The organism is Corynebacterium liangguodongii (genome assembly GCF_003070865.1).
GTDB classification, from domain to species: domain Bacteria; phylum Actinomycetota; class Actinomycetes; order Mycobacteriales; family Mycobacteriaceae; genus Corynebacterium; species Corynebacterium liangguodongii.
The window spans coordinates 364890-389852 of record NZ_CP026948.1 but is presented as its reverse complement, the minus strand read 5'-3'; the positions used below and the strand labels follow the sequence as shown (position 1 = coordinate 389852).

Here is a 24963-nt window from a genome sequence, read left to right as displayed (position 1 = left end):
TGAGTATAACTCTTTACTTGGACAATGCTGGAGATGCGCTCCTAATCCTCCGCCCGGGGCGTGAGAATCCGCGGGCCGGACGCGGTCGCCGCAACCGTATGCTCCCAGTGGGAGGCGGGCGAGCCATCGGCGGTGACGACCGTCCAGTCGTCGTCAAGCACCGCGCTATCGACCTCGCCGCCGAGGATGAGCATGGGCTCGATCGCGAGCACGGAACCCTCCTGGATGAGCGGTCCGCGCCCGGCCTTGCCCTCGTTGGGCAGGTACGGATCCTCGTGCATGCTCCGGCCGATGCCGTGGCCGCCGTATCCGTCGAGGATTCCAAGCGCCACGCCGAAGCGCTCCTCCGCCTGTCGCGTCGCGGCCTCGAGCGCAAAGGAGACATCGCCAAGCCGATTGCCGGGCACCATCGCCTGAAGCCCCTCATCGAGCACCCACGCGGTCGCGCGGTTGAGCTTATCCACTCCCCCGTCGAGCTCCCCGATCCCGAACGACCACGCGGAATCCCCGACCCAACCGTCAAGGGTGGCGCCGCAGTCGATGGAGACCAGATCGCCCTCGGCCAGGACGGTGCGCTCGCTCGGAATGCCGTGCACCACAACGTCGTTGACGGAGGCGCAAATCGATCCCGGGAACCCGTTGTAGCCCAAAAACGTCGGCTGCGCCCCGTGGGAGCGGATCACTTCCTCGGCAACGCGGTCGAGCTCGGCGGTGCTCACTCCCGGGCGGGCGGCCGCGCGCACTTCCACGAGGGCCGCGCCGACGACCCGGCCCGCCGCCTCCATCGCGTCGAGCTCGGCGGGGGTCTTCGCGGGAATGCGGCCGCGGCGCGCGCGGAAGATCATCGCGGCAGCGCGCTCAGGGCGTCCATGGCGCGGCCGTTTACCTCATCAACCTCGCCGACGGCGTCGATGTTGATGATCGCATCCCCGTAGTGGTCGATCAACGGGGCGGTCTCCTCGCGGTAGACGCCCAGGCGGGTGCGGATCGTCTCCTCGTTGTCGTCCTCGCGCCCGCGGGCGAGCATGCGCTCGACCACGACGTCCTCATCGACCTGGAAGTTGAGAACCCCATCAAGGCTCACGCCCTGCTTGGAAAGGAGGTCTTCGAGGATCGACGCCTGCTCCACCGTGCGCGGGAAACCATCGAGTAGGAAGCCCTCCGCCGCGTCCGGCTCGTTGAGTCGGGCCTCAACCATGCGCGCGGTCAGCTCGGTGGGCACCAACCGGCCAGCGTCGATGTATTCCTTCGCCTCCACGCCCAGCGGGGTGCCCTCGCCGATGTTGGCGCGGAAGAGGTCGCCGGTGGAGATGTGGGGAACGCCGAGCTTTTCGGAGAGGATTGCAGCCTGGGTGCCTTTGCCGGCGCCGGGAGGGCCGAGTAGAACGAGTCGCATTATCGCAGGAGTCCTTCGTAGTTGGATTGCAGGAGTTGGGATTCGATTTGCTTCACCGTGGTCAACGCCACGGAGACCATAATCAGGATAGCCGTGCCGCCGAACGCGCTCATGCCCATCTGCCCGGAACCGCTCACGCCCGCGTCGAAGGCGAGGTTCGGCAGGATGGCGATGAGCGCGAGGTAGAGCGCGCCTACGAAGAGCAGACGGTTCATCACAAACGCCAGGTACTGCGCGGTCGGGCGGCCGGGGCGGATGCCGGGGATGAACCCGCCGTACTTCTTCATGTTGTCCGCCTGCTCCACCGGGTCGTACTGGATGGAGACGTAGAAGTAGGAGAAGAAGACGATGAGCCCGAAGTAGACGAGGATGTATTGCCACGAGCCCGGGTTTTGCAGCCAGGCCATGACGTTGCGCATCCACCAGTTATCCGGCGGGGTCGGCTTGTTCATGGTGACGATCTGGGTGATGAGCACCGGAACGTACATCAGCGAGGACGCGAAGATCACCGGGATCACGCCGGCCTGGTTGACTTTCAGCGGCAGGTACGTCGAGGTGCCGCCGTACTGGCGGCGACCCACCATGCGCTTGGCGTACTGCACCGGAATGCGCCGCTGGCCCTGCTCGACGAAGATGATGCCCACGACGAGCACAACCAGCGCGGCGAGCACCAAGCCGAAGGTCACGGGCCCGGACTGCTGGAGGATGAAGACGCCCTCGGTGGGGATCTGGGTGGCGATGCCGGCGAAGATGAGCAGGGACATGCCGTTGCCCACGCCCTTTTCAGTGATGATCTCGCCGAGCCACATGATAAGGACCGCACCCGATGTCATCACGATGATCATCATGATCAGCGTCCAGATGTTGCGGTCTTCCACAAGCACCGGCATTCCCTGGCCAAGGAGCTGCTCGCGGTCCGCCAGCGCGACGATGCCCGAGGACTGCAGCAGGGCCAGCGCGACAGTGAGGTAGCGGGTGTACTGGGTCATCTTCGCCTGACCCGACTGCCCCTCCTTCTTGAGCTCCTCGAAGCGCGGGATCACCACGGTAAGCAGCTGGACGATGATCGACGCCGTGATGTAGGGCATGATCCCGATAGCGAAGATGGACAGCTGCAGCAGCGCCCCGCCCGAAAACAGGCCGATGATGGAGAACATCGTGGCTTGATCACCTTGAGAGATGTCCTCGAGGCGCTGGTTGATCAGCGCATAGTCAACACCCGGGGTGGGGATCTGGGCCCCGACCCGGTAGAGCACGACAAGCGCAAGGGTGATGAGGATCTTCTTACGCAGATCGGCGTCCTTGAACGCCTGGACGATAGCGGACACACAGCCTCCTGGCTCCCGGGCGCAGCGTCCCCGGAAGGTCGTGAACAGGTACAGCCTGAGCGCGGCTCCGGGAGTGTTTCTCTCCCCCGGAGCAGATCCCAGACAGTTTGACCACAACAGCCTAGCAGCGCGACCTTCACCGCTGTTGTTGCGGTCGGCTTTGTAATTCCTGATAATCGGAGCGAGCAACTCCTTCGATCCCCGAAAGGCCCACGCGATGACAGAGAACGAGCGCGACGTGCGGATTGGCAACCCAGAAAGGTCTGATGCGCTTAACAGGCTTACCGACGCCTTTGTCAACGGCTACGTTGACATCACCGAGTTCGACGAGCGCTCCGCCGCGCTCGCGCAGGCGACGCATCGGGGCCAGCTCGACGCCGTCTTCGCCGATCTTCCGCAGGCTGCCAGGGAGAACACACTCAACTACGCCGAGCAGTCCGCTTTCGTCGGCTCCGCCGAGGCGGAATTGGACCAGGTCCTTGACCGTGGACGTAAGGCGCGCACCGCCGATGCGATCATCGGTACTATCACCGCGGCGCTGTTCTTTCTCGGCCTATTTGTCTTCCACTGGCCGTACTTTTGGGTCGTCTTTCCCCTCTCCGGTGCGGCGTTCATGGCCACGCGGGCCATCATCGGGGTGGGCCACGATGACGAGAAGATCTACGACGAGCTGGAAGCAGCGGAGAGAAAGCAACGCGCGCAGCGCCTGCGCGTCGCCCTGGAGCGTCGAAAAGAGCTCGGGCACTCAGCCGAGTAAGCGCGGGCCACGAATCGGGGGTAGCGCGCTCATCCCCACCGGAATCCGACGCGGCGTGCGCGTTGAAGGCGGCTCCGAGGGTGGCTCCGAGAGCAATTGCCCCGATCCAAAAACAAAACGGGCCACCCCCGCGAAGGGGGCGGCCCGTCAAGCGGCGCAGCTGCTAGCGTCTACGCCTCGGTGACGGAGCCACCGGCTGCCTCGATCTTCTCGACGGCAGACTTGGAGAACTTCGTGGCGGTGACGTCGAGCTTGACGCCCAGGTCACCGTTGCCAAGAACCTTCACAGGCTGGTTCTTGCGCACCAGGCCAGCGGCGACGATGTCGTCGATGGCGACGGTGCCACCCTGCGGGAACGCCTTTTCCAGATCGGAGACGTTGACCACCTGGAAAACGACCTTGTTCGGGTTCTTGAAGCCCTTGAGCTTCGGCAGGCGCATGTGCAGCGGCATCTGGCCACCTTCGAAAGCGGCCGAAACCTGCTTGCGAGCGCCGGTGCCCTTGGTGCCGCGGCCAGCGGTCTTGCCCTTGGAAGCCTCACCGCGGCCGACGCGGGTCTTGGCCTTATTCGCGCCCTTTGCCGGGCGCAGATCATGGAGCTTAATGATGTCAGCCATGTCTTATCTACTCCCCTGCAATTTCTTCGACGGTGACGAGGTGACGCACCTTGAGGATTTGGCCGCGCGTAGCGGCGTTATCCTGCTTGACCACGGACTGGCCGATCTTGCGGAGGCCGAGGGCCTCGAGGTTCGCGCGGGTTACCGGCTTTTCACCGACCTTGCCGTGGTGCAGCGTAATCTTCAGAGCCATTGTTTCTAGGCCTCCTGTCCTGCGCGTGCGCGCAGCATACGAGCCGGGGCGATGTCTTCGACGCTCTTGCCACGCTTCGCGGCGACCTCTTCGGGGCGCACGAGCTGCTTGAGGCCTGCGACAGTCGCCTGGACGACGTTGAGCGCGTTGTCGGAACCGAGCGACTTCGACAGGATGTCCTGCACGCCAGCGCACTCGAGGACCGGGCGCACCGCGCCACCGGCGATCACACCGGTACCGGGTGCGGCCGGGCGCAGCATGACGACGCCCGCCGCGGCCTCTCCCTGCACCGGGTGGGGGATGGTGCCGCCGATCATGGGGACGCGGAAGAAGTTCTTGCGAGCCTCTTCGGCGCCCTTTTGGATCGCGGCCGGGACTTCCTTTGCCTTGCCGTAGCCGACGCCGACCATACCCTGGCCGTCGCCAACCACCACGAGAGCGGTGAAGGACATGTTGCGACCGCCCTTGACGGTCTTGGCAACACGGTTGATGGTGACGACCCGCTCGATGTACTTATCGCGCTCGTCGTTGTGGTTGCGGCGGTCGTCGCGGTCGCGGCCACGGCCCCCACGCTCACCGCGGCCGCCGCGGTCACCGCGGCCCCTGCGGTCGTCGTTGCTGTTGTTCTGGTTGTCGGCGGAGCGTCCGCCGTCACGCCGTTCACGTTCGGCCATTACGCGTTCCTTCCGTTGATGGTGATGATTGCGGCAGTCATTAGAACTTCAGACCACCTTCACGAGCTGCGTCCGCCAGGGCCGCGACGCGGCCGTGGTACTTGTAGCCGGCGCGGTCGAAGACGACGGCCTCGATGCCGGCTGCCTTGGCGCGCTCGGCGATGAGAGCGCCGACCTTGGCGGCCTTGTCCTTCTTGTCGCCCTCGGCGGCACGGATGTCGGCTTCCATGGTGGATGCGGAGACAAGCGTGTGGCCGGCGAGGTCGTCGATGACCTGGACGTGCATGTGGCGGGAAGAACGGTGCACGACGAGACGCGGGGTCTCAGGCGTGCCACGCAGGGTCTTACGGATGCGGTAGTGGCGGCGTGCGCGAGCCTCGCGGCGGCGGGTGGAGATATCCTTGCCCACCGGGGTGCGCTTCGTGTTCTCTGCGGTGTTACTCATGGTTTACTTACCCGTCTTTCCGACCTTGCGGCGAATCTGCTCACCTGCGTAACGGATGCCCTTACCCTTGTAAGGATCGTCCTTGCGCAGTCGGCGGATGTTCGCGGCGATCTGGCCAACCTGTTGCTTGTCGATGCCCTCGATGGAGAACTTCGTGTTGCCGTCGACGGCAAAGGTAATGCCTTCGGGGGCCTTGATGAGGATCGGGTGCGAGTAGCCGAGAGAGAACTCGAGGTCCTTGCCCTTGGCCTGGACGCGGTAGCCGACGCCGAAGATCTCCATGTTGACCTTGTAGCCCTCGGTCACGCCAACAACGAGGTTGTTGACCAAGGAGCGGGACAGGCCGTGCAGAGCGCGGCTCGTGCGGTGGTCGTTCGGGCGGGCGACGACGATCTCGCCGTCCTGGATGGAGGCGGTGATCGGCTCGGGAAGGGTCATCGAGAGGGTACCCTTCGGCCCCTTGACCTCAACGTTTTGGCCGTCGATCTTCGTCTCCACGCCGTTCGGAATGCTGATGGGCGCTTTACCTACGCGTGACATAGTCTTTTCAACCTCCCTTTACCAGACGTAGGCGAGAACTTCTCCGCCTACGCCTTTCTCCTGGGCCTGACGGTCGGTCAGGAGGCCCTGAGACGTGGAGATGATTGCCACGCCAAGGCCGCCGAGAACCTGCGGCAGGTCGTTCGACTTTGCGTACACGCGCAGACCGGGCTTGGACACGCGACGCAGGCCGGCGATGGACGCCTCGCGGGTCGGACCGTACTTGAGGTCGAGGGTTAGCGTCTTGCCCACCTTCGCGTCCTCAACGGTGTAGTTAGCGATGTAGCCCTCCTGCTTGAGGATCTCCGCGATGTTGACCTTCAACTTCGAGGAGGGCATAGACACGGTCTCGTGATGAGCGCTACTGGCGTTGCGCACGCGAGACAGCATGTCTGCGATTGGATCAGTCATGGTCATAAGAGTGACCGTTTACCTTTCTCGTTGCGGTTCCCTTGAAAACCCACCTGACCCCGCGGGGGTACCGCGGAAAGGTCGCGTTATCCGTGTGGTCTGTCGGGGGCCACTTGACGCTCCCCGCGCTCAGTAACGCGGGGCGCTCGCCGCCTCCCCTGCACCCGGTCCGCATTTCGGCGGGGGGCCTGCAACAAAGTTGGATGTACGATGAACTTGGATGGACCCACGCGGGCACGCAGCAACACGGCCCGAAAGTCCAGGGGCTTACCTTACAGCCCTCTTATCGCGGCAGGCAAATCGCATTTTGTTCGGCCTATCGGCGCCTCATTCCTACACCGTTCCACGTAGTTGCCTGCACCGCACAGTACACTCTTTACGTATGACTATCGCGTTAAACGTTCACCCCGAAAAATCGCCCGAGCCGTTTTACCGGGCGTTGGGCCGGACGAAGCACACGTGAAGGTCCGGCACACACCCGCAGCCTCCGACCGAACCGAGGCTTTCCATGGGAACGACTCCGCGCTTTTAGGGATCGTACTGTCAGTTATTTCTTTTTGGCTGTTTGCTCAGACGACGTTGAACATCGGTCCTGCCATCGGCCAGGACATTGGCGCCCCGCCTCCGTTGATGAACGCAGCGATTTCACTAACGGCGCTGTGCGCCGGCATGTTTATAGTCGCGGCTGGGGGACTGGCGGACAGATTCGGCCGCGTTCGCTTCGCAATGGCCGGCAACGTACTCAACATCGTGGGTTCACTCATGGTTGGGATTGCCTTCCCGGGCCCCGTGGGGATCGCGATGCTGCTGGCCGGCCGAAGCATCCAGGGACTATCGTCCGCCTGTGTCATGCCCGCCACACTCGCTCTGATCAAAACCTACTGGCAGGGCGAGAACCGCCAGCGTGCTGTATCAATTTTTTCCATGGGCACCTGGGGAGGTTCCGGCCTGGCCTCACTCTTCGGTGGGTTCATGGCCGCCTCGCCCCTAGGGTGGCGTTCCATTTTCCTGGTTTCCGCCGGGGTCTCAATTGCGGCGATGTTGCTATTGCGCCAAGTCCCCGAAGATGCCCCGGAGCGCAGCGTCCGCACCGCCATCGACTACCCGGGAATTGCCTCCCTGGCGGTGTTCGTGCTCGGGTTACTCCTCGTAGTCACCCAAGGTCCGGCGTTAGGTTGGAGAAGCTGGCCGACGCTATTACTCCTGGGCGCATCCGTCATTTCCCTGGCGGTGTTCATCCGGGTCGAGCGCGCCACACCGAGGCCCCTGGTTGATTTCAGCGTATTTAGGAACCGGGTGTTCGCCGGAGCAACCCTTTCTAACCTGCTTATCAACGCGACTGCCGGACTGATCCCGGTATCCATGTGGGTAATCCAGGACAGCGCCGGGTGGACCACCGCCCAGGCCGGATACCTCACCATCGGCTATGCCGTATTTATCCTCGCGTTCATCCGCCTCGGAGAGAGGCTACTGCAACGCTTTGGAGCACGGCAGCCGATGGTCTGGGGCACGCTAATCGTGATCGCCTCCATCGCGCTACTCATGCTCACACCTCTGCCGACCAGAACATACGTGGTACTAACCGCGATCTCCTACTGCCTCTACGGGCTCGGACTCGCTTTCTACGCCACCCCGTCTACAGATACGGCGCTCGCCGCGCTTCCCACCGAAAAGGCCGGCGCTGGCTCGGGGTTGTACAAGATGGCGTCCTCTCTCGGTGCCGCATTCGGCGCGGCCATCCCTGCCTCGATCTACGTCGCTGTCTCCCACAATGGTGTGAGCTTCTTAAGCACGATGGTGCCTTTTCCAGTCCCGGACGACAACCTCGCGGTCCGCGAGGCCGGAATGCTCGGCCTCGGAGCAACGCTTCTTATGGCACTCGTGGCGCTGTCTTTCGTCTACCTGGTGCCCCGCTCAGCGGGGACGGCACTACCCGATTAGGCCCAATCAGGCCCAATCAGGAAGGAAAGGCCCCATGGTATGCAGAAACAGGTAGTTTACTGTATCCGCCGTGTCCTTGGAGGACGCAGCGGTCTCCCGGGATACCCGAGGGGGCGGCGTGCCTGCGGAGGATCCGCGGTGGTACGAATCAGCCGGAATTCTTTATTACCGGATACCCGAACACTTGGAGCCGATGTCGAGTTGGTCCACCGGCGAATTTTGTCAGCGCTCTTTGAAAAGTAGCCCACCCGGAAAAGGTTGGATGGGTGATTACGACGACGAGCAGCGGGCGTTATCGATCCACACTGATATCTTCGACGGAGTCCTGCGCCACCTTGGGGCGCTGCTTTCCGACGCCGGCGTTATAGGGGATGGGGAGTTCTGGGCAACAGTGCGCGACTGCGTCGAAAGCTACTGGATCGATTACCCCGATTCCGGGCGCGATCTCCCCTTGCTGGCGGACACATTCCGCCACTCCTGCCTCAACCGACTGCAGTTGCGAAACCCCGAGGCGATGGTCAACCTCGGAGACCAAAACGCCTCCCTACTCTACGCCGGGCGGATTGCTAACCCAGCGGCTCGCGCGGGACGATAAGCGGAGCCTGACTGACGGGGTCTTCCCACACGTCCGCTCTCAACCTGTATGCCTCGGCCAACACCGCTTCGGTCAGTGCCCGCCGCGGGGCGCCGCGTGCAATAACCCGGCCGTCCCGCATCACTACGACGGTGTCAGAAAACTGCCCTGCCAGGTTGAGGTCGTGCAGCACCATTACCACTGTCTTTCCCGCGCGCGCCTGCCGGCGGACGAGGTCGAGCATTGCCACGGCGTGAGCGGGGTCAAGGAATGTAGTGGGTTCGTCAAGCAGCAGCACCGGGGTGTCCTGGGCAAGCGCCATAGCAAGCCACACGCGCTGTCGTTGTCCGCCTGATAGCTCGCAAATATCGCGCTCAATCAAGCCAGTAATCCCGGTCTCCTCGCAGGCGCGCTCCACGGACTGACGGTCTCGCGCTGAGGGGCCGCGGAACCTGCCCTGGTGAGGGTGTCGGCCGCGGGAGACAAGCTCCCCGACAAGCAGGCCTTCCGGCGCGGTCGGCTGCTGCGGCAATACCGCGACAAGCCTCGCCGCTCGACGGGGCGGAAGAGCGTGCACATCTACCTCGCCGACGTGGACCGCCCCGGAGCGCGGGGGAAGAAGCCGAGACATCGTTTTCAGTAGAGTCGACTTTCCGCAACCATTCGGGCCGACAAGCGTGGTCACCTGCCCCGGCTCAGCGTGAACTGTGACCCCGTGCAAAATCTCGGGCCCACCCCCGTAGCCTGCGCAGATCATTTCCGCACACAGCTGCACCTCCGTCGGTGCCGATGTTCCGTCCACCACGACCCCTTTCCCTTAAAACCTTGAGCTAAACGGCGTAACGTCGCCAGACCAAAACCACTAGCGCAACTCCGCCGATGACGGAAGATACGGACCCCACCGGTGCGGCGACCGGAAGCCACCCGGCGATAACCGCGCAGATTGACAACAACGCAGCGCCTGCAGCAGCGGAGATCAGCGGACCAGGTGTCGGTGCCCGAGCGATGAGGCGGGCCAGGTGCGGCGCGATGAGCGCGACGAAGCCGATCGGCCCCGCCACCGAGACCACCACAGCGCTAACCCCGGTTGCGGCGACTACTAACAGGGCTCGGCTTCGGCGCAGGTTCACCCCAAGCGTGGCGGCTGAATCGTCGTCGTGCGCTAAAAGCGGGACGTCGCGCGCACACCAGGCCCCGACCGCCACAAACGGGGCAAGCCCGAGGAGAAGCGGCCCGATGGCGTCGGCGCGTACGAAGCCCGTCGAACCTGCGATCCAGGTCTGAGCCTCGGCCGCCCGTAGCACCTCCGCTTTGAGCAAGAGGAAGCTGGTACCAGCTTGCAACATGAGCGAGAGAGCAAAACCCGTAAGTACGATCCTGATTCCGCTGCCAATTCCCCCGAGCAAGGCGAGGACCGCGACCACACCAAGTGATCCCACCATGGCCAGTCCCGCGCGCCACCAGAAGGTGGGTACGCCCTCCGCAAACTCCGGGCGGGTGGTGACCGTTCCGGCCACCACGAACAGGGCGGCGCCGGAGGTAACGCCGAGGATATCCGGCGAGGCCAGCGGGTTGCGCGCCATTGTCTGTGTCCAGGCCCCCGCCGCTCCGAGCGCGGCCCCTACGATCACGGTCGCCAGCGCTACTGGGAGGCGGAGGTCCCACACCACAGCGATCTCGCGCGCCGTCCCCCACCGGTGAGGACCTCGATCACCTGACGGGGAGTGAGTGCCACCGCACCCTGACCGAGCAAAACGAGGTAGGCCAGCACCGCGGCGACACCCAGCAGCGCGGTCGCCCAGGTGGTACGCCAGAGGCGCCGCCGACGTGCCACGCACAGAGCTTCACCCACTGCGGACACTTACACCACCGCCTTTCGCCACCCCAGGCCGCGGTTTACGGCCGCGATCAGCGCCGGGGTGCCGATCACCGCCACTACGATAGACATCTCCAGCTCCCCAGGCCGCATAACCAGGCGGCCAATTATGTCGGCTGCGAGTACGATAACGGCACCGAGTAGCGCCGTGGGCACGACCATTCGAGTCAGCTGGGGGCCAAGAACTCGGCGAACCAGGTGGGGCGCGGCGAAGCCAACGAAGGCGACTGGGCCCACGGCGGCGGTAGCAGAGCCAGCAAGGACGACCACCCCGGCCGCAGCCAATGCCTGGGCGGTACGCGGAGAGCTGCCAAGAGCGCGGGACGTCTCCTCCCCCATTGCTAGAAGATCGAGCGGGCGGGAAGCCAACCCTGCCAGGGCGAGCCCGAGCGCTAGGCCGACCACCGCGATCACGATGTCGGATCTATCCCGGCCGAAGGTGGATCCCGTCGTCCAGCGACGCATCACGTCAAGGACATCAGTGTCGAACAGCCCAATCAGTCCGGCCGCCGAGCGCAGCGCTGTGTCCACACCCACCCCCACCAGAACCAGGGTCAGTGGGCTGCGCGCCTGGGTTGACACCGCCACTACGAGGGCGGAGGCAGCCGCCGCGCCCACCAAAGAAGCCGCGCCTCGCCCAAGGGCGGTGCCCGCACCGAGCAGCGAGGAAAGCGCCACAGCACATGACGCCCCGGCAGTCACCCCGATGAATCCGGGGTCAGCCAGGGGATTGCGGGTCCACGACTGCGCCAGTGCACCGGCAACCGCGAGGGAAGCTCCGGCTGCGAGCGCCAGCAACGTACGGGGGACGCGTAGGCCCCAGACTATGTTGCTGATCTCCGCACTGCCTCCTCCAACCAGCGCGGTACCGACCTCGGAGGGTTCTAGTGTGCGCGAGCCGAGCAAAAGCGAGCCGGCAACGCATACCGCAACCGCGATAACGAGCCCGGCCGACAACGCGGCACCCCGAGCTGCGCGGCGCTGACGACCCGCTGAATGCATCATTTAATCCAGCTGCCCTGCAAATTTCTGGATAGCCCATGGAATGGTCACCGGATTAGGCATGCTCATCGCATTTCCGGTGTCGGTGTCTAAGTAGCGCACCCGGCCTTCCTTAACCACGTCGAGTTGCTGGAAGGTCGGATCGTCCTTCAGCGCGTCGATGGCCCCGTTGTAGTCGAGCACAAAGAGGTAATCCACACCGTTGAGCCGATCATAGTTCTCCGGCGCGTAGTCAACGAAGAAGCTGGCGCCGTCGCCCTGTAGTTCCTCGGGGATGGTAAAACCGAGGTTCTCAATGAACTGTCCGCGTCCGTCCGACGCTGTGTACAGACCGATCTTGCCTTCGTACGGCATGACGATGGCGGCGCGTTTTCCCTGCGACTCCGGGTGATCGGCTTTGAACCTTACAAAGGCTTCTCGGGTGTCTTTAACCAGCTGCTCGCCCTCGTGTTCTCGGTCCACGGCATCAGCGATCGTCTCCACCTGTTTATCCCATGGGATCTGCCAGTCTGGGTATCCCTCAGGTTTCAGAGTGCTCGGGGCGATCCCTTCGAGAGAGACCCGTGCCTGGTCATCGACGGCTTGGTTTACTGCGACGATCTGAGTCGGGTCCGCCGCGGCAACCTGCTCGAGGATGTCTGCGGTGAAACCGCTTGCGGTGTTGTAGATGACCTCCGGCTGAGCACTGCCAAGTAGCTCCTTCGACCACGGCCCAACGCCCGAGCCATCGCCGTCACCTTCTGCACCCCAGGGAGCAACAGCAACGGGCGTGACTCCCAGTGCAAGAAGCGTGTCCGCGTCCCCTAAACCGAGGCTGGCGACTCGCGGTTCCGCAGCCGCAATGGAGGGCTCCGTCCTGGCCGCGGGGTCAGCCCCCTCACCACGGGAGCACGCGCTTAAGGCAAGTGCCGAAGCGGTCAGGACCGCAACCGCAGCAAAAGCTCGGTGGGACACCGAAGTCATGTGGAGACCTTTCTGTAGAAATGCGTCGAATGGCGGGGAGATTGAAGCCATCCTAAGAGGCCACTATGGTCTTAGGCAAGCCTAACCTACCCAAGGTCGGAGGAAATACTGCCCGATGTCACACACGCTCTTGCCCGCCACCTTGACCGCGAACCAGCAGCTCAAGCCCAAGCTGCACCGACTCACGTTCAGCTCACCGGCGTTCTCCCGGCACCGCCTCACCGGTCCAGATGAGTACTTTGGATTGATCATGCCCAAGAAAGGTCAGGAGTTCACCCCGTTCGAGATTGACGGAGTGAACATCCGCTCGGCGGTCTCGGCCCTGCCTGAAGAAAAACGCCCGGAACTGCGCTGGTACACCGTCCGCAACTTCCGGCCCGCTGAACAGGAAATCGACGTTGACGTTGTCACCCACGGGGATTCCGGCCCCGGCTCGCGATGGATTCGGCGCGCTCGTCCCGGGGATACTGTCGGGATCTTCACCTGCCCCGCCCTATGGGTGCCCCCGACGGATTCGCAGCTGCTCGTCGCCGATGCCTCGGCACTGCCCGCGCTGCGCCACATTTTGGCCTACCAGCGAGCGAACGCCCCCCAGGCACTGAGCCGCACCGATGTCGTAGCGGTGGTGACCTCGACCGATGAGGTTGAAGGCCGGTTCGTGGCTGAGTGGTCCCGCTCACTACGCAACCTCACGGTGGTCAGTGCCGAAGAGACAGGGGAAACCCGAGTGGTACTGGGCACGCTCCACGGTGCCTACGACGTGCACAGCGCTCCTCGATCCGTCTGGGTCTCGGGCGAAGGAGAGCTGGCGAAGGCCGTTCGCCGGCTTGCGGTGACGGGTTGGGGCATCTCCCCCGCAAACGTGGTCTGGGTGCCGTACTGGTTCCGCGGCAAGGCACGCCCTTAAAACAACCCCAGATGCCACGGCCCACTAAGGCATAGAGGACATCAGCCCGCTCGACAACGGCATCGAGCTCAGCGCGGAGCTGGAGTCGGCTACGGACGACCCTGTGTTACCGTTGAAATTCGTACAGGTTGTCCCCGCCGCGGGGCCACGACCATAGAAGGCGTTGACAATGAACGGGATGCCGAAAGACCCTCCGGATACAGCCTGAGCGACATGGTTGTACTCGCCGAGCGCTCCCAGTTCAGGGAGGAAATCGTCGCGATAGACCACATCAACGCCCTTCGCGCACCAGGTCTGCGCGAGGTGCTTTGCTTGACCATATGCAACGTTGCGGTCGTAAGGACCGGAGACGATCATCACAGGCACGCGCGGCCGTCCAGTGCCGATCACCTGATCATCCATCGCCGCCTTGGTCTCAGGAAATGCTCGCGTCAGCTCTGTCAAGGATCGCTCTCCGGTGATCCACTGCCGGGTGTTTTGGAAACCGAATTCTTCCATAATGTCGTTGGTGCACATCTGAGAGACCCGGGTGAGCACATCCTTCCCCTCAGGAGTGACGTTAGCCTCGATAATGGGCGCAAGACTCGGGTACCGGGCGAGGAGCCCGTTGATGGTAAAACCGATTGCGCCGACCAGGTCGGAACCATCAATGTTGCGCTGTACCTCGTCAAGGTCCGCCGGCGGTGCAGAGGCGTACGCCGCAGCGAGGTTAATATCGGGCGCGTAGGTTGGCTGGGCCTCTGCCGCGGCCGCAGAAGCGCCCCCACCCTGCGAGTGGCCGTAGAGACCCACCTGGCCGAACCTGCCGCCCCGGCTTTCTACCAGGGTGCGCGCAGCTCGAGCTGCGTCGAGCATCGCGTGCGCCTGGTCGTCGCGATTCATGTAGGTATGCGTGCCCTGAGTTCCCATCCCGACCAGATCCGTGACCACAACGCGTATCCCCTGATCGGCAAACACCATGTCGTAGAGGCCCTCAAGGTTGACAAACCTGCCCGTGTTCACGGGGTCCGGCTGACCATCCAGCGGCCAGTTGCGCGAGGGTGCGCAGTGGTCGCCCTGGCCGACGGTCCCCCGCACGATCACAACGGTGGGCCGCTCTCCTTCCCCGCGCCACGGCACCGCTGGTTCAAGGACGTACCCGGTTACCGGAGTCAACGCGCCGGAGGCATCACGCGTGGTGTACATGATTTTGTCCACGCTGTCCGGCAGTGCCAGAGCAGCATCACCGAAGATGCCGGAGTAGGAGGCTTGCTGGGTGCGCAGGATCTCACCCTCTCGCACCGGCGTGACGGTAGATGTGTCGTAGAACGGGTCGACCTCGCCCGGCGCTACCACGGGTCGAGTCACCACCGAAGATCCCACAGAGGATCCCTTCAACGAACTCCCCTCAGCGTGGGCAACAGGCGCTGCCACGGCACACAGCGATATCGCCGCCGACAACGCAGCCCCGCCGACAGCGAGGAAAGAAGCGCGCACCCGCGGACGCCCGGCTTGTCCAGTAAAACGACGCATGTGATCTCCCTCTCTAGAGACGTCCTAGTGTGTATGGGAACACATTACGTTTAGTTTTGGCACACTGTTCGCATTTTGAAATATTTTCTCGGGCCCAACCCCACCCAGGCGCCCGGGTGCGGCCATCCGCTGTGTAATCAGCGGTACCCAGACCGCGAAACCTGTGGTGCGTCCGGCACGAGAAGAGCGTGAAACAGCATGCGCTGCATCGGGTTGACGTTGTCGTCCGAGACCACTATGACGCTGCGGCGCCACTGAAAAAGTACCGTGCTCGGGTGAAACGAAGATGTATGCGCGTACGGGCCCACGGTCCCCCTTGCCATCGGAAATGGCGATCCACCTGCTGTCCCCGATTCGTTCAAGGCCGCTTAAACCCCCGATGCCAGGGTCTGCACCAATCACGCTGACGTTGAAACCTCCGCGCTACCCTCCCGCAACCACCGCCTGGACCGGGCCAACGCTCTCATTGGCGCTGAGATAAAGCGCAAGGCACCGCCGCAGCGGCAATCAGGACCACGGCGGCTGTGGCAACGGCGGCCAGTGGTAAGCCTGCGCGGTGGCGACTGACCATAGGTGGCTCTCCCCGGTGAAAGGTCATGGCAAATAAGCTGTCACCACCTTAAGGTTGAACCCCCGGCGGTTCGACAGGGAAGCGTAACGCGAAAAGCCGCCGCCCGAAAGCTTCTCGGGAGGCGGCTTGATGGGAGCACAAACGCTAGGCCTGCTGCATCTTCCCATCCTTGTCCGCGAACGGGAAGCCGAGGTGGCGCAGCAGCGCGCGGCCCTCGTCGTCGGTCGTCGCGGTGGTCACGAGCGTGATGTCCATGCCGCGGACGCGGTCGACCTTATCGATGTCGATCTCGTAGAACATGGTCTGCTCGTTGAGGCCGAAGGTGTAGTTGCCCGCACCGTCGAACTGCTTATCGCTTAAGCCGCGGAAGTCGCGGATACGAGGAAGCGCGATGGAGAGCAGGCGGTCGAGGAACTCCCACATGCGGTCACCGCGCAGGGTGACCTTAGCGCCGATCGGCATGCCCTCGCGGAGCTTGAAGTTCGCGATGGACTTGCGGGCGCGGCGCAGCTGCGGCTTCTGGCCGGTGATCGCCGTGAGGTCCTCGAGCGCGCCGTTGATGACCTTGGAGTCGCGCGCGGCATCACCGACACCCATGTTGACCACGATCTTGGTCAGGCCGGGGATCTGCATGACGTTGTCGTAGTGGAACTCGTCGTTGAGCTTGGCGCGGATGTCGTCCTTGTAACGCGCCTTGAGGCGCGGGGTGTAGTTCTCAGCCATGCTTAGATGTCCTTCCCGTTCGACTTTGCCACGCGGACCTTCTTGCCGTTCTCGTCGAAGCGGTAGCCCACGCGGGTCGGGGTGCCGTCGGAATCAAGGAGCATCACGTTGGAGACGTGGATCGGGGCCTCCTGGGTGACAATTCCGCCGGACTCGGCGCCGCGCTCGTTGTACGAGTTCGCGACGTGCTTCTTCACTCGGTTCACGCCCTCGACGAGGACCTTAGAGCGCTTCGGGTAGGCCTCGATGACCTTGCCCTGAGCGCCCTTGTCCTTGCCAGAGATGACCTGGACCATATCGCCCTTCTTGATCTTCATGGGTTAGATCACCTCCGGTGCGAGAGAAACGATCTTCATGAACTTCTTGTCGCGCAGCTCGCGAGCGACGGGGCCGAAGATGCGGGTGCCGCGGGGCTCGGTGTCGTTCTTGATCAAAACGGCAGCGTTCTCATCGAACGCAATGTAGGAGCCGTCCGGGCGACGGGTCTCCTTCTTGGCGCGGACGATGACGGCCTTGACAACCTCACCCTCCTTGACGTTGCCGCCCGGGGCGGCTTCCTTCACGGTGGCGACGATCGTGTCGCCGATGCCGGCGAAGCGTCGGACAGAGCCGCCGAGCACGCGGATGCACAGGATTTCCCTGGCGCCCGTGTTATCGGCGACCTTCAGACGCGATTCAGGCTGAATCACAGTTGGTCTCCTGACCTGGTAGTATGTGCGCCAGATTTCCGTCCTGCACGCACGTGGCCAATGTCTTTTCTGCGCCTCTCGCTTATCGACGAACCGCCCAAACGCGGTCGAAGGGTCTCGGGGCGCTCACTCGGAAACGCGCTCACACCCCGACCAGCTCGAGACAACTACGACAGTAAACCACGCCCGAGGTGCGAAAACCAAATCGCTCACGGCGCTTCCCGCCCACCCCGCGCAACCACAACGCGGGCGCCCCGGGAACGATGCCCGGGGCGCCCGCGTTCGCGCGAATCCCTCGCGCAGTCTTCTTAGAATTTCCTAGAAGTGGATGGAGTTGACGATCTGCTCGACGACCGGGATCGCGGCCATGATGCCGTTCATCGTGAGCAGGGTGTAGAGGCCGTACGCGGACATGATCATGTGGGTTTCCTCCTATGCGGGTCGAACTAGGGGTGGTCGAGCGGGACTAGATGATGGAGTGGGCGAACTGGTCGATGGCCGGAACGGCGTCCATCAGGCCGGTGCGCACCGCGAGGGTGTAGAGCCCGAAGGAAGACAGACCCGTGCCAATGATGGCCGGGATGATCGACAGGACGGTAGCGACGATGCCGCCAATGCTCATAATCTTGATTCCTCCTGGATGTAGCGAGAGCGGGTGTGGAAAATCTCCGCACGCTTAGACTCCGGCACCCAAGGGAAATTTCCCCTCGCATCCCGAGCGAGCACACAGCTTTTCCATGGACGATCGTATATGTAAACATTTGGCACGGCAACCGATTTGGCAGTAAACGCGTAGAAAGTAGACCATGAACTACCAGCAACCCCGCGTCCTCTCCATCGCAGGGACGGATCCCACAGGCGGGGCCGGCATCCACGCCGACCTCAAATCCATCGCGGCCGCCGGAGGCTTTGGTATGGCCGTGATCACCGCGCTCGTCGCCCAAAACACCCAGGGCGTGCGGGAGGTGCACACTCCCCCGCAGGCGTTCCTCCGCGCGCAGCTCGAGGCGGTCTTCGACGACGTCGCCGTCGACGCGGTCAAGGTGGGCATGCTTGGCGACGCCCCCACCACCGCCACCGTCTCCCACTTCCTAGCCACCCACCCCGTCCCCGTCGTCGTGGTCGACCCGGTGATGGTAGCCACCTCTGGCGACCGCCTGCTCGACGAGGACGCCGAGGAGGCGCTGCGCGAGTTCGTCCGCGACCACGCGACCGTGGTCACGCCCAACGTGCCCGAGCTCGCCGCCCTGTGCGAAACCTCCCTCGCTTCCGCCTTCGAGGAGGCGCTCGATCAAGGTCGCGCGCTCGCCGCGAGCGCGGGGGTGTCGGTCCTGGTCAAGGGAGGCCACCTCGCCGGGCCCGAGGCCTCCAACGCGCTTGTCACCCCCGCCGGTGAGGCGCACACCATCGCGCTGCCCCGCGTGAAGACCACAAACACCCACGGCACGGGCTGCTCGCTGTCCTCCGCGCTGGCCACGCGCATGCGTATCGACACCTCCGCCGCAGCCGCCGCCGAATGGTCCTCCCACTGGCTCCACGAGGCGATCTCCCACGCCGACGAGCTCCACGTGGGCCGCGGCCACGGGCCTATCGACCACTTCCATGCCCTCAGGCGGCTGGCGGGCTGGGGCTAATAGTGCCCCGCCCACCGCTTCTCGGCCAACATCCACGCATAAAAGCGGGAACGAGCGTGCGGGAACACTCGATCCCCCGCACAACCGGGTTGTTAGCCGGGTCACGGCCAGGGGGCGAACTCTAGAGCCTTTCTCCGCACCAACTCTCCCAACCCTGCACCACCTGTAGCTTCGAGGCGCAACCGCTCGTCTGCCAACCCTGCCATCACATCGATCCCCATTGCTAAAAGGTCGCGTAAGCGCAAGGAGGCCAAGCCCCTCATGCCCACCTTCTTGGCGCTCACGGCGCGAAGCTGGTCTGAGAATAGGGGTCGCCAACCGGCTCCATCATCGCAAAAGGCCACGGGCCCTGGTAAGCCGGCACGATCTCGCAGTCGGTATGGCCAAGCACGATACTTAGGCGCGCCCGCGGGTCGTTGTCCTCATTCCTTGCCGAGCAGGTAGTTGAGAGCGTACACATTTGTCGACAGCCTGCGATACGCGACTGGCTCCTCGAGCTTTATCCCGTGCCGCATTTGGGTGCTGAGTCGGAGTGCGGCTTCATCTCGCCGAGGCGAACGTGGCTCAAGGCCGGCTCTCCGTCGTGCATCTCCACGCCTCTTGTCTCGCGCTGAGTACCACCGCAGATGGAAAAACTACCACGACGCGGTGTCGTGGTAGTACGGCCGCAGTCGACCGCTGCTTTCTTAGGCCTCGACGCCGATCTTCTTGCCGTCGGTGCGCCACGCCATGGCAACCGCCGGGCGCGGGACGGCGTTGCCGCCCTCCGGCCAGTGCGAACCGGGCTGCTCGAAGGTGGCGTCGTCACCCTCGCCCGGGTGCTGGACGTTGACCATCACCAGATCATCGGTGACGATCGGGCCGCAGGTCTCAGCGTCCTTCGGCACGGTGAGGAAGCACTTGACCTGGCCGCGGTTCTCGCCCTCGAGGCCAACGGCGTAGAGGCCGTCGTTACTCTTCAGTGCGTTACCGTCGGTCGAGATCCAGAGGTTGCCGTAGGTGTCAAAGGCGAGGTTGTCCGGGCAGGAAATCGGAGAGACCTTCGCCTTATCAAACCCGCCGAAGTAGGTCGACGCGGCCTCGGGGTCGCCGCAGACGAGCAGCAGGTTCCAGGTGAAGGACTCGCCGGCGAAGTCGTCCTCGATCTCCATGACGAGACCGTTCTTGTTCTCGCGGATCGGGGCGTACTCCATGACGTCTTCCTTGCTCTTTTTCGCGTTCTCGCCGGAAGCGCCGCGGTAGGAGTTGTTCGTCAGGGCGACGTAGACCTTTTCGTTGACCGGGTTGACCTGGAAGTCCTCCGGGCGGTCCATCTTGGTCGCGCCAACCTTATCGGCCGCGAGGCGGGTGTAGACGGCGACTTCCTCGGCGGTGAAGCCGTCGACGTGGGACTCGGCGCCGCCCGCGGTGACGGTGAGCAGCTTGTGCCAGGTGCCCTTGCCGTCGAACGCGCCGTCAGCCGGGAGGTCACCGTCGCCCGTGATCTCACCCTGCGGGGAGTTGCCCTCGAGCGAGGCGACGTAGAGCGTACCCTCGTCAAGGATGGTCATGTTGTGGGCGATGTCGCCCTCCTTGACCTTCTTGGAGGAGACGAACTTGTAGATGTACTCGAAGCGGGAATCATCGCCGGAGTAGCACACCACGGTGCCATCCTTGGCCACGTGGACGTTGCCGGCTTCGTGCTTGAAGCGGCCCATCGAGGTGTGCTTGACCGGGGTCGATTCCGGATCAAAGGGGTTGATCTCGACGACGTAGCCGAAGCGGTGGAACTCGTTGGGCTCCTTGCTCAGGTCGAAGCGCTCGTGCACGCGCTCCCACTTGCGCTCGGAGGCACCCTCCTCCACACCGAAGCGCTTGACGTCTTCTGCCGCGCGCTCGTCGGTCACCGCCGCGGCGTTGGCGAAGTACTGGTCGATGTTTTCCTCGCCGGAGAGCATCGTGCCCCACGGAGTGATGCCGCCGGAGCAGTTGTTGAAGGTGCCAAACACCTTGGTGCCGGTCGGATCGGCCTTGGTCTTCACCAGGTCGGACCCGGCGGCAGCGCCGGCGAGCGTGAACTCGGTAAACCCGGTGATGCGGCGGTTAAGGGGGCCGAACTCGCGCTTGAGCTCGCCACCCTTGCCCGTCTTGGACACCTCGAGGATGGTGTGGCCGTGGCTGGCGATCCCGATGTTGATCTGCTCGTCGGTCGGGTTCTCTCCGTCGTAGCCGGGGAACATCTGCGGCTCGGTGGAGTACTCGTGAGAGCAGACGTAGACCATGCGGGCCTTGTTGTCGGGGTGCTCGAGGAGGCCGGCGAAGTCGTTGTTGAAACCGAACTGCTTCTTAGCGGCCTCCGCCGTCTGGTTGTTGGGGTCAAACTCAGGAGCGCCCTCGACAACCGGGTCGCCCCACGCGATGAGGACGCCGGTTTCGTAGCCCTCGGGCACGACGACCTTGTCCTCGGTGTTCGGCTCGACACTGGCAAACTGCATGCCCTTGAGCGGCTTGACGTCCTTGGCAGCCTCGGCCTTCGAGCTCGTGGCGGAACCAGCGGCTGCGCCGCCCTCCTCGGGAGAACCGCAGGCGGCGAGCGCTGCGCCGCCGCCGACGGTGACCACGCCGAGACCGAAGGACTTCAGCACACCGCGGCGGGACATCACGTCCCCGAAGTACGCGTTGTTGGACGTGTTGGTGCACTCACCCAAGCAGGCGTTGCCGCACTTGTAGGTGCAGGTCAGCTTCGAGCGCTTGGACTGAAACAGCAGGTTAATGCCTTGAAGAGACACGATTGAGCTCCCTGGATAGTTAGATACGGACCGCAGTTGCCGAAAGTGAACACGAATGACACTAAGTTGTTCGTTTTGCCGTGCAGAGAAAAGGGAGTGAATTTTCGGTGAACATGGGCCTTCGGCGGCGTCCCCGCGCATGCGGCACGCACGTAAAAAGCCCCGCCTACCGGCGGGGCTTTTTACGTAGATCCGTCGAACTCGGAGGGGCTAGCGGGCCTTCTCCACGATTTCGAAGAGGCGGAAGTGCTTGTCCTTCGACAGCGGGCGGGTCTCCTCGATGATGACGAGGTCGCCGACGCCGGCGGTGTTGTCCTCGTCGTGGGCCTTCACGCGCTTGGTGGTACGGACGATCTTTCCGTACAGGGCGTGGGACTTGCGGTCCTCGACCTCGACCACGATCGTCTTGTCCATCTTGTCGGACACGACGTAGCCGCGGCGGCGCTTCTGCAGACCCTTCTTCTTGGTCTTGTTTGCGTTATCTTCAGTCACGGTCACGTTTCCCTCAGTTGCTTCAGTCATGGTTATGCCTCAGCTCCCGGGACGACAGACAGACCCAGCTCGCGCTCGCGCAGCACCGTGTAGATGCGAGCGATGTCGCGCTTGACGGTGGAGATGCGGCGGTTGTTGGTCAGCTGGCCGGTGGCGAGCTGGAAGCGCAGGTTAAACAGCTCTTCCTTCGCCTCGGACAGGCGGGTGCGCAGCTCGTCGTCGGTGAGCACGCGGAACTCGGATGCGGGGGTACCAGCAGCCATTAGAACAGGTCCTCCTTCTTAATCACGCGGACCTTGCACGGCAGCTTCGCGCCGGCGCGGCGCAGAGCCTCCATGGCAACCGCTTCGCTCGGGTAGGACATCTCGAAGAGGATACGACCCGGCTTCACGTTGGCGACCCACTTCTCCACGGGGCCCTTACCGGAGCCCATACGCACGCCGAGCGGCTTCTGGGTCAACGGGCGGTCCGGGAAGATGTTGATCCAGACCTTGCCGCCGCGCTTGACGTGGCGGTTGATCGCGATACGAGCGGACTCGATCTGACGGTTGGTGATGTAGGCCGGCTCGAGAGCCTGGAGGCCGTAGTCACCGAAGTTGATGCTGTTGCCGCCCTTGGACACGCCGCGACGGGTCGGGCGGTGCTGGCGGCGGTATTTCACGCGCTTGGGAATAAGCATGTGTTTAGCCCTCCTGCTTCTGCTCTGCGCGCTGGCGACGCTGGCCACCGCGGCGCGGGCGGCGGTCGCGGTCGCCGCGGCCGCGGCGCTCGTTGGACGGGGCGTTGAGCTCAGACTCGCGCACGCCGCCGACGACATCGCCCTTGTAAATCCATACCTTGACGCCGATGACGCCGAAGGTGGTGTGTGCCTCTGCCGTGCCGTAGTCGATCTCCGCGCGGAGCGTGTGCAGCGGCACGCGCCCCTCGTGGTAGCGCTCGACACGAGACATCTCGGCGCCGCCGAGGCGGCCCGACGTCATCACCTTGATGCCCTTGACCTGCGGGTTGCGCATCGCGGACTGGATGGCCTTGCGCATCGCGCGGCGGAAGGCCACGCGGTTGACCAGCTGCTCCGCGATGGACTGGGCGACGAGGGTCGCGTTCGCATCGACGTTTTTGACCTCGAGGATGTTCAGCGCGACCATCTTGCCGGTGAGCTTTTCCAGCTCGCGGCGAATGCGGTCAGCCTCGGCGCCGCGGCGGCCGATCACGATGCCCGGACGGGCGGTGTGGATGTCGACGCGGACGCGGTCACGGGTGCGCTCGATGACGACGTCGGCAATGCCGGCGCGCTCGAGGCCCTTGGACAAGAACTCGCGGATTTTGATGTCTTCTGCGACGTAGTCGGCGTAGTTCTTGTCGGCGTACCAGTGGGTCTTCCAATCGGCGGTGATGCCCAGGCGAAGGCCGTGTGGGTGGATTTTCTGGCCCATTACTTAGCCCCTTCCTTAGCTTCAACGGACTCGACGACCACGGTGATGTGGGAGGTGCGCTTCCGGATCTGGAACGCGCGGCCCTGGGCGCGCGGCTGGTAGCGGCGCATGGTCGGGCCCTCGTTGGCGTAGCACTCGGCGACGACGAGGGTGCGCGGGTCCAGGCCGAAGTTGTTCTCGGCGTTGGCCGCTGCGGAAGCGACGACCTTGGCAACGTCCTTGGAGGCCGCCTGCGGTGCGTACTTCAAAATGGCGAGCGCCTCAGAGACGGACTTCCCGCGGACGAGTGCGAGCACGCGGCGCGCCTTCATCGGGGAAGTGCGGACGAACTTGGCCGTCGCGGATGCGGAGGTGATGGTGTCACTCATCGCTTATCGACGTCCCTTCGATTCTTTGATGTGACCCTTGAAGGTCTTGGTTGGTGCGAACTCGCCGAGCTTGTGGCCGACCATGGACTCGTCGACGAACACCGGCACGTGCTTGCGGCCGTCGTGGACGGCGAAGGTGTGGCCGATGAAATCGGGGAGAATGGTCGAGCGGCGAGACCAGGTCTTGATGACCTGCTTGGTGCCGGCCTCGTTCTGAGCGTCCACCTTGTTGAGGAGGTGCTCATCGACGAACGGGCCCTTCTTCAGGCTGCGTGGCATGTCTGCTTACCTCCTCTTAGCGCTTCTTGTTCGGGCGACGACGGCGCACGATCATGTTGTTGGAATAACGGTTCGGGTTACGGGTACGGCCTTCCTTCTGGCCCCACGGGCTGACCGGGTGGCGACCACCGGAGGTCTTGCCCTCGCCACCGCCGTGCGGGTGGTCAACCGGGTTCATGACCACACCACGCACGGTCGGGCGCCAGCCCTTCCAGCGCATGCGGCCGGCCTTACCCCAGCGGATGTTGATCTGGTCGGCGTTGCCGACCTCACCGACAGTAGCGCGGCAGCGGATGTCCACGCGGCGGATCTCGGAAGAGGGCATACGCAGCACCGCGTAGGGGCCTTCCTTACCGAGCAGCTGGATGGACGTTCCGGCGGAGCGGGCGAGCTTGGCGCCGGCGCCCGGCTTGAGCTCCACGGCGTGGATCGTCGTACCGGTCGGGATGTTGCGCAACGGCAGGTTGTTGCCCACCTTGATGTCGGCCTGCGCGCCGGATTCGATCACGGTGCCCTGGGTCAGGCCCTTGGGCGCGATGATGTAGCGCTTCTCGCCGTCTTCGTAGTGCAGCAGCGCAATGTTGGCGGTGCGGTTCGGGTCGTACTCGATGTGAGCGACCTTGGCCAGCACGCCGTCCTTGTCGTTGCGGCGGAAGTCGATGACGCGGTAGCGGCGCTTGTGTCCGCCGCCGCGGTGGCGGGTGGTGATGTGACCGTGGTTGTTGCGGCCACCCTTCTTCGGGAGCGGGCGCAGCAGGCTCTTCTCCGGGGTGGAGCGGGTGATCTCCGAAAATTCGGAAACGGAGCTGTTGCGGCGACCCGGGGTTGTCGGCTTGTACTTGCGAATAGCCATAATGTGTCCTTTTCTAT

General features: G+C 63.9%; 30 protein-coding genes and 1 pseudogene. 5 read left to right on the top strand and 26 right to left on the bottom strand.

Going from position 1 to position 24963, the window contains the following annotated elements; translation table 11 throughout:
- Positions 1-41 precede the first annotated feature (41 nt).
- From map to secY, 3 genes are read right to left on the bottom strand one after another with little or no spacing between them, the layout of a single operon-like run.
- Positions 42-845: a type I methionyl aminopeptidase gene (map, locus tag C3E79_RS01905; protein ID WP_108403387.1), complete on the bottom strand. Its 804-nt coding sequence runs from the start codon at positions 843-845 to the stop codon at positions 42-44.
- The gene (locus C3E79_RS01900; RefSeq protein ID WP_108403386.1) at positions 842-1396 is read right to left on the bottom strand and encodes an adenylate kinase; all 555 of its coding nucleotides are present in this window, start codon (positions 1394-1396) and stop codon (positions 842-844) included. Before C3E79_RS01900 ends, map begins: the two co-directional genes overlap by 4 nt.
- Positions 1396-2724: a preprotein translocase subunit SecY gene (gene secY / locus C3E79_RS01895; protein WP_108403385.1), complete on the bottom strand. Its 1329-nt coding sequence runs from the start codon at positions 2722-2724 to the stop codon at positions 1396-1398. Before secY ends, C3E79_RS01900 begins: the two co-directional genes overlap by 1 nt.
- Before the next feature lie 217 nt (positions 2725-2941).
- Here secY and C3E79_RS01890 point away from each other — a divergent pair, with 217 nt between their 5' ends.
- The gene (locus tag C3E79_RS01890) at positions 2942-3481 is read left to right on the top strand and encodes a DUF1707 SHOCT-like domain-containing protein (protein ID WP_108403384.1); all 540 of its coding nucleotides are present in this window, start codon (positions 2942-2944) and stop codon (positions 3479-3481) included.
- Positions 3482-3651: 170 nt separating this feature from the next.
- Here the strand turns inward: C3E79_RS01890 and rplO are convergent, their stop codons facing one another.
- Genes rplO through rpsH form a run of 6 tightly spaced genes read right to left on the bottom strand, consistent with a single transcriptional unit; the run spans position 3652 to position 6367 of the window.
- Entirely contained in the window at positions 3652-4098 is a 447-nt protein-coding gene (rplO, locus tag C3E79_RS01885; RefSeq protein ID WP_108403383.1) for a 50S ribosomal protein L15, read from the bottom strand.
- A 7-nt stretch (positions 4099-4105) separates the two neighbouring features.
- Positions 4106-4291 carry a 50S ribosomal protein L30 gene (gene rpmD, locus C3E79_RS01880; RefSeq protein ID WP_108403382.1) on the bottom strand — a complete coding sequence of 62 codons (186 nt, stop codon included), beginning with the start codon at positions 4289-4291 and terminating at the stop codon, positions 4106-4108.
- Between the two features lie 5 nt (positions 4292-4296).
- Positions 4297-4965, bottom strand: a complete 669-nt coding sequence (gene rpsE, locus C3E79_RS01875) for a 30S ribosomal protein S5 (protein ID WP_108403381.1) — start codon at positions 4963-4965, stop codon at positions 4297-4299.
- Positions 4966-5005: 40 nt separating this feature from the next.
- On the bottom strand, positions 5006-5410 hold the full coding sequence (rplR, locus tag C3E79_RS01870) for a 50S ribosomal protein L18 (protein ID WP_108403380.1): 405 nt from the start codon (positions 5408-5410) through the stop codon (positions 5006-5008).
- A gap of 3 nt (positions 5411-5413) precedes the next feature.
- Positions 5414-5950 carry a 50S ribosomal protein L6 gene (gene rplF, locus C3E79_RS01865; RefSeq protein WP_108403379.1) on the bottom strand — a complete coding sequence of 179 codons (537 nt, stop codon included), beginning with the start codon at positions 5948-5950 and terminating at the stop codon, positions 5414-5416.
- 18 nt (positions 5951-5968) lie between these two features.
- Positions 5969-6367: a 30S ribosomal protein S8 gene (gene rpsH / locus C3E79_RS01860; RefSeq protein WP_108403378.1), complete on the bottom strand. Its 399-nt coding sequence runs from the start codon at positions 6365-6367 to the stop codon at positions 5969-5971.
- Between the two features lie 453 nt (positions 6368-6820).
- Here rpsH and C3E79_RS01855 point away from each other — a divergent pair, with 453 nt between their 5' ends.
- Positions 6821-8302 carry an MFS transporter gene (locus C3E79_RS01855; protein WP_108403377.1) on the top strand — a complete coding sequence of 494 codons (1482 nt, stop codon included), beginning with the start codon at positions 6821-6823 and terminating at the stop codon, positions 8300-8302.
- Between the two features lie 262 nt (positions 8303-8564).
- Complete coding sequence (locus C3E79_RS11280; RefSeq protein ID WP_158268460.1) at positions 8565-8897, top strand: ferric iron reductase; 333 nt, start codon at positions 8565-8567, stop codon at positions 8895-8897.
- On the opposite strand, the gene C3E79_RS01845 is transcribed toward C3E79_RS11280, so the two are convergent.
- From C3E79_RS01845 to C3E79_RS01830, 4 genes and pseudogenes are all read right to left on the bottom strand, one after another.
- On the bottom strand, positions 8869-9633 hold the full coding sequence (locus tag C3E79_RS01845; protein ID WP_108404999.1) for an ABC transporter ATP-binding protein: 765 nt from the start codon (positions 9631-9633) through the stop codon (positions 8869-8871). The two genes, C3E79_RS11280 and C3E79_RS01845, sit on opposite strands and share 29 nt — an antisense overlap.
- Positions 9634-9706: 73 nt before the next feature.
- A pseudogene (locus C3E79_RS01840) lies at positions 9707-10710 on the bottom strand (FecCD family ABC transporter permease).
- 27 nt (positions 10711-10737) lie between these two features.
- The gene (locus C3E79_RS01835) at positions 10738-11757 is read right to left on the bottom strand and encodes a FecCD family ABC transporter permease (RefSeq protein WP_108403375.1); all 1020 of its coding nucleotides are present in this window, start codon (positions 11755-11757) and stop codon (positions 10738-10740) included.
- Positions 11758-12717 (bottom strand): ABC transporter substrate-binding protein, encoded by a 960-nt coding sequence (locus tag C3E79_RS01830; protein ID WP_108403374.1) that lies wholly within the window; start codon positions 12715-12717, stop codon positions 11758-11760.
- Between the two features lie 115 nt (positions 12718-12832).
- On the opposite strand from C3E79_RS01830, the gene C3E79_RS01825 reads away from it, so the two are divergent.
- Positions 12833-13624, top strand: coding sequence for a siderophore-interacting protein (locus tag C3E79_RS01825; protein WP_108403373.1), 792 nt, complete (start codon positions 12833-12835; stop codon positions 13622-13624).
- A 24-nt stretch (positions 13625-13648) separates the two neighbouring features.
- On the opposite strand, the gene C3E79_RS01820 is transcribed toward C3E79_RS01825, so the two are convergent.
- From C3E79_RS01820 to C3E79_RS11275, 5 genes are all read right to left on the bottom strand, one after another.
- Positions 13649-15136: a lipase family protein gene (locus C3E79_RS01820; protein WP_108403372.1), complete on the bottom strand. Its 1488-nt coding sequence runs from the start codon at positions 15134-15136 to the stop codon at positions 13649-13651.
- A gap of 715 nt (positions 15137-15851) precedes the next feature.
- On the bottom strand, positions 15852-16430 hold the full coding sequence (gene rplE / locus C3E79_RS01815) for a 50S ribosomal protein L5 (protein ID WP_108403371.1): 579 nt from the start codon (positions 16428-16430) through the stop codon (positions 15852-15854).
- Between the two features lie 2 nt (positions 16431-16432).
- Positions 16433-16747 (bottom strand): 50S ribosomal protein L24, encoded by a 315-nt coding sequence (rplX, locus tag C3E79_RS01810; RefSeq protein WP_108403370.1) that lies wholly within the window; start codon positions 16745-16747, stop codon positions 16433-16435.
- A gap of 3 nt (positions 16748-16750) precedes the next feature.
- Entirely contained in the window at positions 16751-17119 is a 369-nt protein-coding gene (rplN, locus tag C3E79_RS01805) for a 50S ribosomal protein L14 (protein WP_108403369.1), read from the bottom strand.
- A gap of 466 nt (positions 17120-17585) precedes the next feature.
- The gene (locus C3E79_RS11275) at positions 17586-17741 is read right to left on the bottom strand and encodes a hypothetical protein (protein WP_158268461.1); all 156 of its coding nucleotides are present in this window, start codon (positions 17739-17741) and stop codon (positions 17586-17588) included.
- Positions 17742-17925: 184 nt separating this feature from the next.
- Between C3E79_RS11275 and thiD the strand changes: the two genes are divergently transcribed.
- Entirely contained in the window at positions 17926-18753 is an 828-nt protein-coding gene (gene thiD, locus C3E79_RS01800) for a bifunctional hydroxymethylpyrimidine kinase/phosphomethylpyrimidine kinase (protein ID WP_108403368.1), read from the top strand.
- Positions 18754-19439: 686 nt separating this feature from the next.
- On the opposite strand, the gene C3E79_RS01795 is transcribed toward thiD, so the two are convergent.
- From C3E79_RS01795 to rplB, 8 genes are all read right to left on the bottom strand, one after another.
- Positions 19440-21521, bottom strand: a complete 2082-nt coding sequence (locus C3E79_RS01795; protein WP_108403367.1) for a PhoX family protein — start codon at positions 21519-21521, stop codon at positions 19440-19442.
- A 210-nt stretch (positions 21522-21731) separates the two neighbouring features.
- Positions 21732-22013, bottom strand: coding sequence for a 30S ribosomal protein S17 (rpsQ, locus tag C3E79_RS01790; protein WP_179948327.1), 282 nt, complete (start codon positions 22011-22013; stop codon positions 21732-21734).
- A 32-nt stretch (positions 22014-22045) separates the two neighbouring features.
- Positions 22046-22276, bottom strand: coding sequence for a 50S ribosomal protein L29 (rpmC, locus tag C3E79_RS01785; RefSeq protein WP_108403365.1), 231 nt, complete (start codon positions 22274-22276; stop codon positions 22046-22048).
- On the bottom strand, positions 22276-22692 hold the full coding sequence (rplP, locus tag C3E79_RS01780) for a 50S ribosomal protein L16 (protein WP_108403364.1): 417 nt from the start codon (positions 22690-22692) through the stop codon (positions 22276-22278). Before rplP ends, rpmC begins: the two co-directional genes overlap by 1 nt.
- Positions 22693-22696: 4 nt before the next feature.
- The gene (gene rpsC, locus C3E79_RS01775; RefSeq protein ID WP_108403363.1) at positions 22697-23446 is read right to left on the bottom strand and encodes a 30S ribosomal protein S3; all 750 of its coding nucleotides are present in this window, start codon (positions 23444-23446) and stop codon (positions 22697-22699) included.
- A complete protein-coding gene (rplV, locus tag C3E79_RS01770) occupies positions 23446-23814 on the bottom strand; it encodes a 50S ribosomal protein L22 (RefSeq protein ID WP_108403362.1) in 369 nt (122 codons plus the stop codon). The genes rpsC and rplV overlap by 1 nt, the downstream gene beginning before the upstream one ends.
- Positions 23815-23817: 3 nt before the next feature.
- On the bottom strand, positions 23818-24093 hold the full coding sequence (gene rpsS / locus C3E79_RS01765; protein ID WP_006839436.1) for a 30S ribosomal protein S19: 276 nt from the start codon (positions 24091-24093) through the stop codon (positions 23818-23820).
- A gap of 16 nt (positions 24094-24109) precedes the next feature.
- Positions 24110-24946, bottom strand: a complete 837-nt coding sequence (rplB, locus tag C3E79_RS01760; RefSeq protein WP_108403361.1) for a 50S ribosomal protein L2 — start codon at positions 24944-24946, stop codon at positions 24110-24112.
- Between the last annotated feature and the right edge of the window lie 17 nt (positions 24947-24963).

What these genes read in the sequence shown, in the direction of transcription:
- rpmC (WP_108403365.1), bottom strand. Translation starts at nt 22,276, where the DNA reads ATGGCTGCTGGTACCCCCGCATCCGAGTTCCGCGTGCTCACCGACGAC.
- C3E79_RS01845 (WP_108404999.1), bottom strand. Translation starts at nt 9,633, where the DNA reads ATGATCTGCGCAGGCTACGGGGGTGGGCCCGAGATTTTGCACGGGGTC.
- thiD (WP_108403368.1), top strand. Translation starts at nt 17,926, where the DNA reads ATGAACTACCAGCAACCCCGCGTCCTCTCCATCGCAGGGACGGATCCC.
- rplP (WP_108403364.1), bottom strand. Translation starts at nt 22,692, where the DNA reads ATGCTTATTCCCAAGCGCGTGAAATACCGCCGCCAGCACCGCCCGACC.
- rpsE (WP_108403381.1), bottom strand. Translation starts at nt 4,965, where the DNA reads ATGGCCGAACGTGAACGGCGTGACGGCGGACGCTCCGCCGACAACCAG.
- rplF (WP_108403379.1), bottom strand. Translation starts at nt 5,950, where the DNA reads ATGTCACGCGTAGGTAAAGCGCCCATCAGCATTCCGAACGGCGTGGAG.
- rplB (WP_108403361.1), bottom strand. Translation starts at nt 24,946, where the DNA reads ATGGCTATTCGCAAGTACAAGCCGACAACCCCGGGTCGCCGCAACAGC.
- C3E79_RS01830 (WP_108403374.1), bottom strand. Translation starts at nt 12,717, where the DNA reads ATGACTTCGGTGTCCCACCGAGCTTTTGCTGCGGTTGCGGTCCTGACC.
- map (WP_108403387.1), bottom strand. Translation starts at nt 845, where the DNA reads ATGATCTTCCGCGCGCGCCGCGGCCGCATTCCCGCGAAGACCCCCGCC.
- C3E79_RS01890 (WP_108403384.1), top strand. Translation starts at nt 2,942, where the DNA reads ATGACAGAGAACGAGCGCGACGTGCGGATTGGCAACCCAGAAAGGTCT.
- C3E79_RS01820 (WP_108403372.1), bottom strand. Translation starts at nt 15,136, where the DNA reads ATGCGTCGTTTTACTGGACAAGCCGGGCGTCCGCGGGTGCGCGCTTCT.
- C3E79_RS01835 (WP_108403375.1), bottom strand. Translation starts at nt 11,757, where the DNA reads ATGATGCATTCAGCGGGTCGTCAGCGCCGCGCAGCTCGGGGTGCCGCG.
- rpsH (WP_108403378.1), bottom strand. Translation starts at nt 6,367, where the DNA reads ATGACCATGACTGATCCAATCGCAGACATGCTGTCTCGCGTGCGCAAC.
- C3E79_RS11275 (WP_158268461.1), bottom strand. Translation starts at nt 17,741, where the DNA reads ATGAGCATTGGCGGCATCGTCGCTACCGTCCTGTCGATCATCCCGGCC.
- rpmD (WP_108403382.1), bottom strand. Translation starts at nt 4,291, where the DNA reads ATGGCTCTGAAGATTACGCTGCACCACGGCAAGGTCGGTGAAAAGCCG.
- rpsS (WP_006839436.1), bottom strand. Translation starts at nt 24,093, where the DNA reads ATGCCACGCAGCCTGAAGAAGGGCCCGTTCGTCGATGAGCACCTCCTC.
- C3E79_RS01900 (WP_108403386.1), bottom strand. Translation starts at nt 1,396, where the DNA reads ATGCGACTCGTTCTACTCGGCCCTCCCGGCGCCGGCAAAGGCACCCAG.
- rplE (WP_108403371.1), bottom strand. Translation starts at nt 16,430, where the DNA reads ATGGCTGAGAACTACACCCCGCGCCTCAAGGCGCGTTACAAGGACGAC.
- rplR (WP_108403380.1), bottom strand. Translation starts at nt 5,410, where the DNA reads ATGAGTAACACCGCAGAGAACACGAAGCGCACCCCGGTGGGCAAGGAT.
- C3E79_RS11280 (WP_158268460.1), top strand. Translation starts at nt 8,565, where the DNA reads ATGGGTGATTACGACGACGAGCAGCGGGCGTTATCGATCCACACTGAT.
- rpsC (WP_108403363.1), bottom strand. Translation starts at nt 23,446, where the DNA reads ATGGGCCAGAAAATCCACCCACACGGCCTTCGCCTGGGCATCACCGCC.
- rplX (WP_108403370.1), bottom strand. Translation starts at nt 16,747, where the DNA reads ATGAAGATCAAGAAGGGCGATATGGTCCAGGTCATCTCTGGCAAGGAC.
- rplV (WP_108403362.1), bottom strand. Translation starts at nt 23,814, where the DNA reads ATGAGTGACACCATCACCTCCGCATCCGCGACGGCCAAGTTCGTCCGC.
- rplO (WP_108403383.1), bottom strand. Translation starts at nt 4,098, where the DNA reads ATGGCTGACATCATTAAGCTCCATGATCTGCGCCCGGCAAAGGGCGCG.
- C3E79_RS01825 (WP_108403373.1), top strand. Translation starts at nt 12,833, where the DNA reads ATGTCACACACGCTCTTGCCCGCCACCTTGACCGCGAACCAGCAGCTC.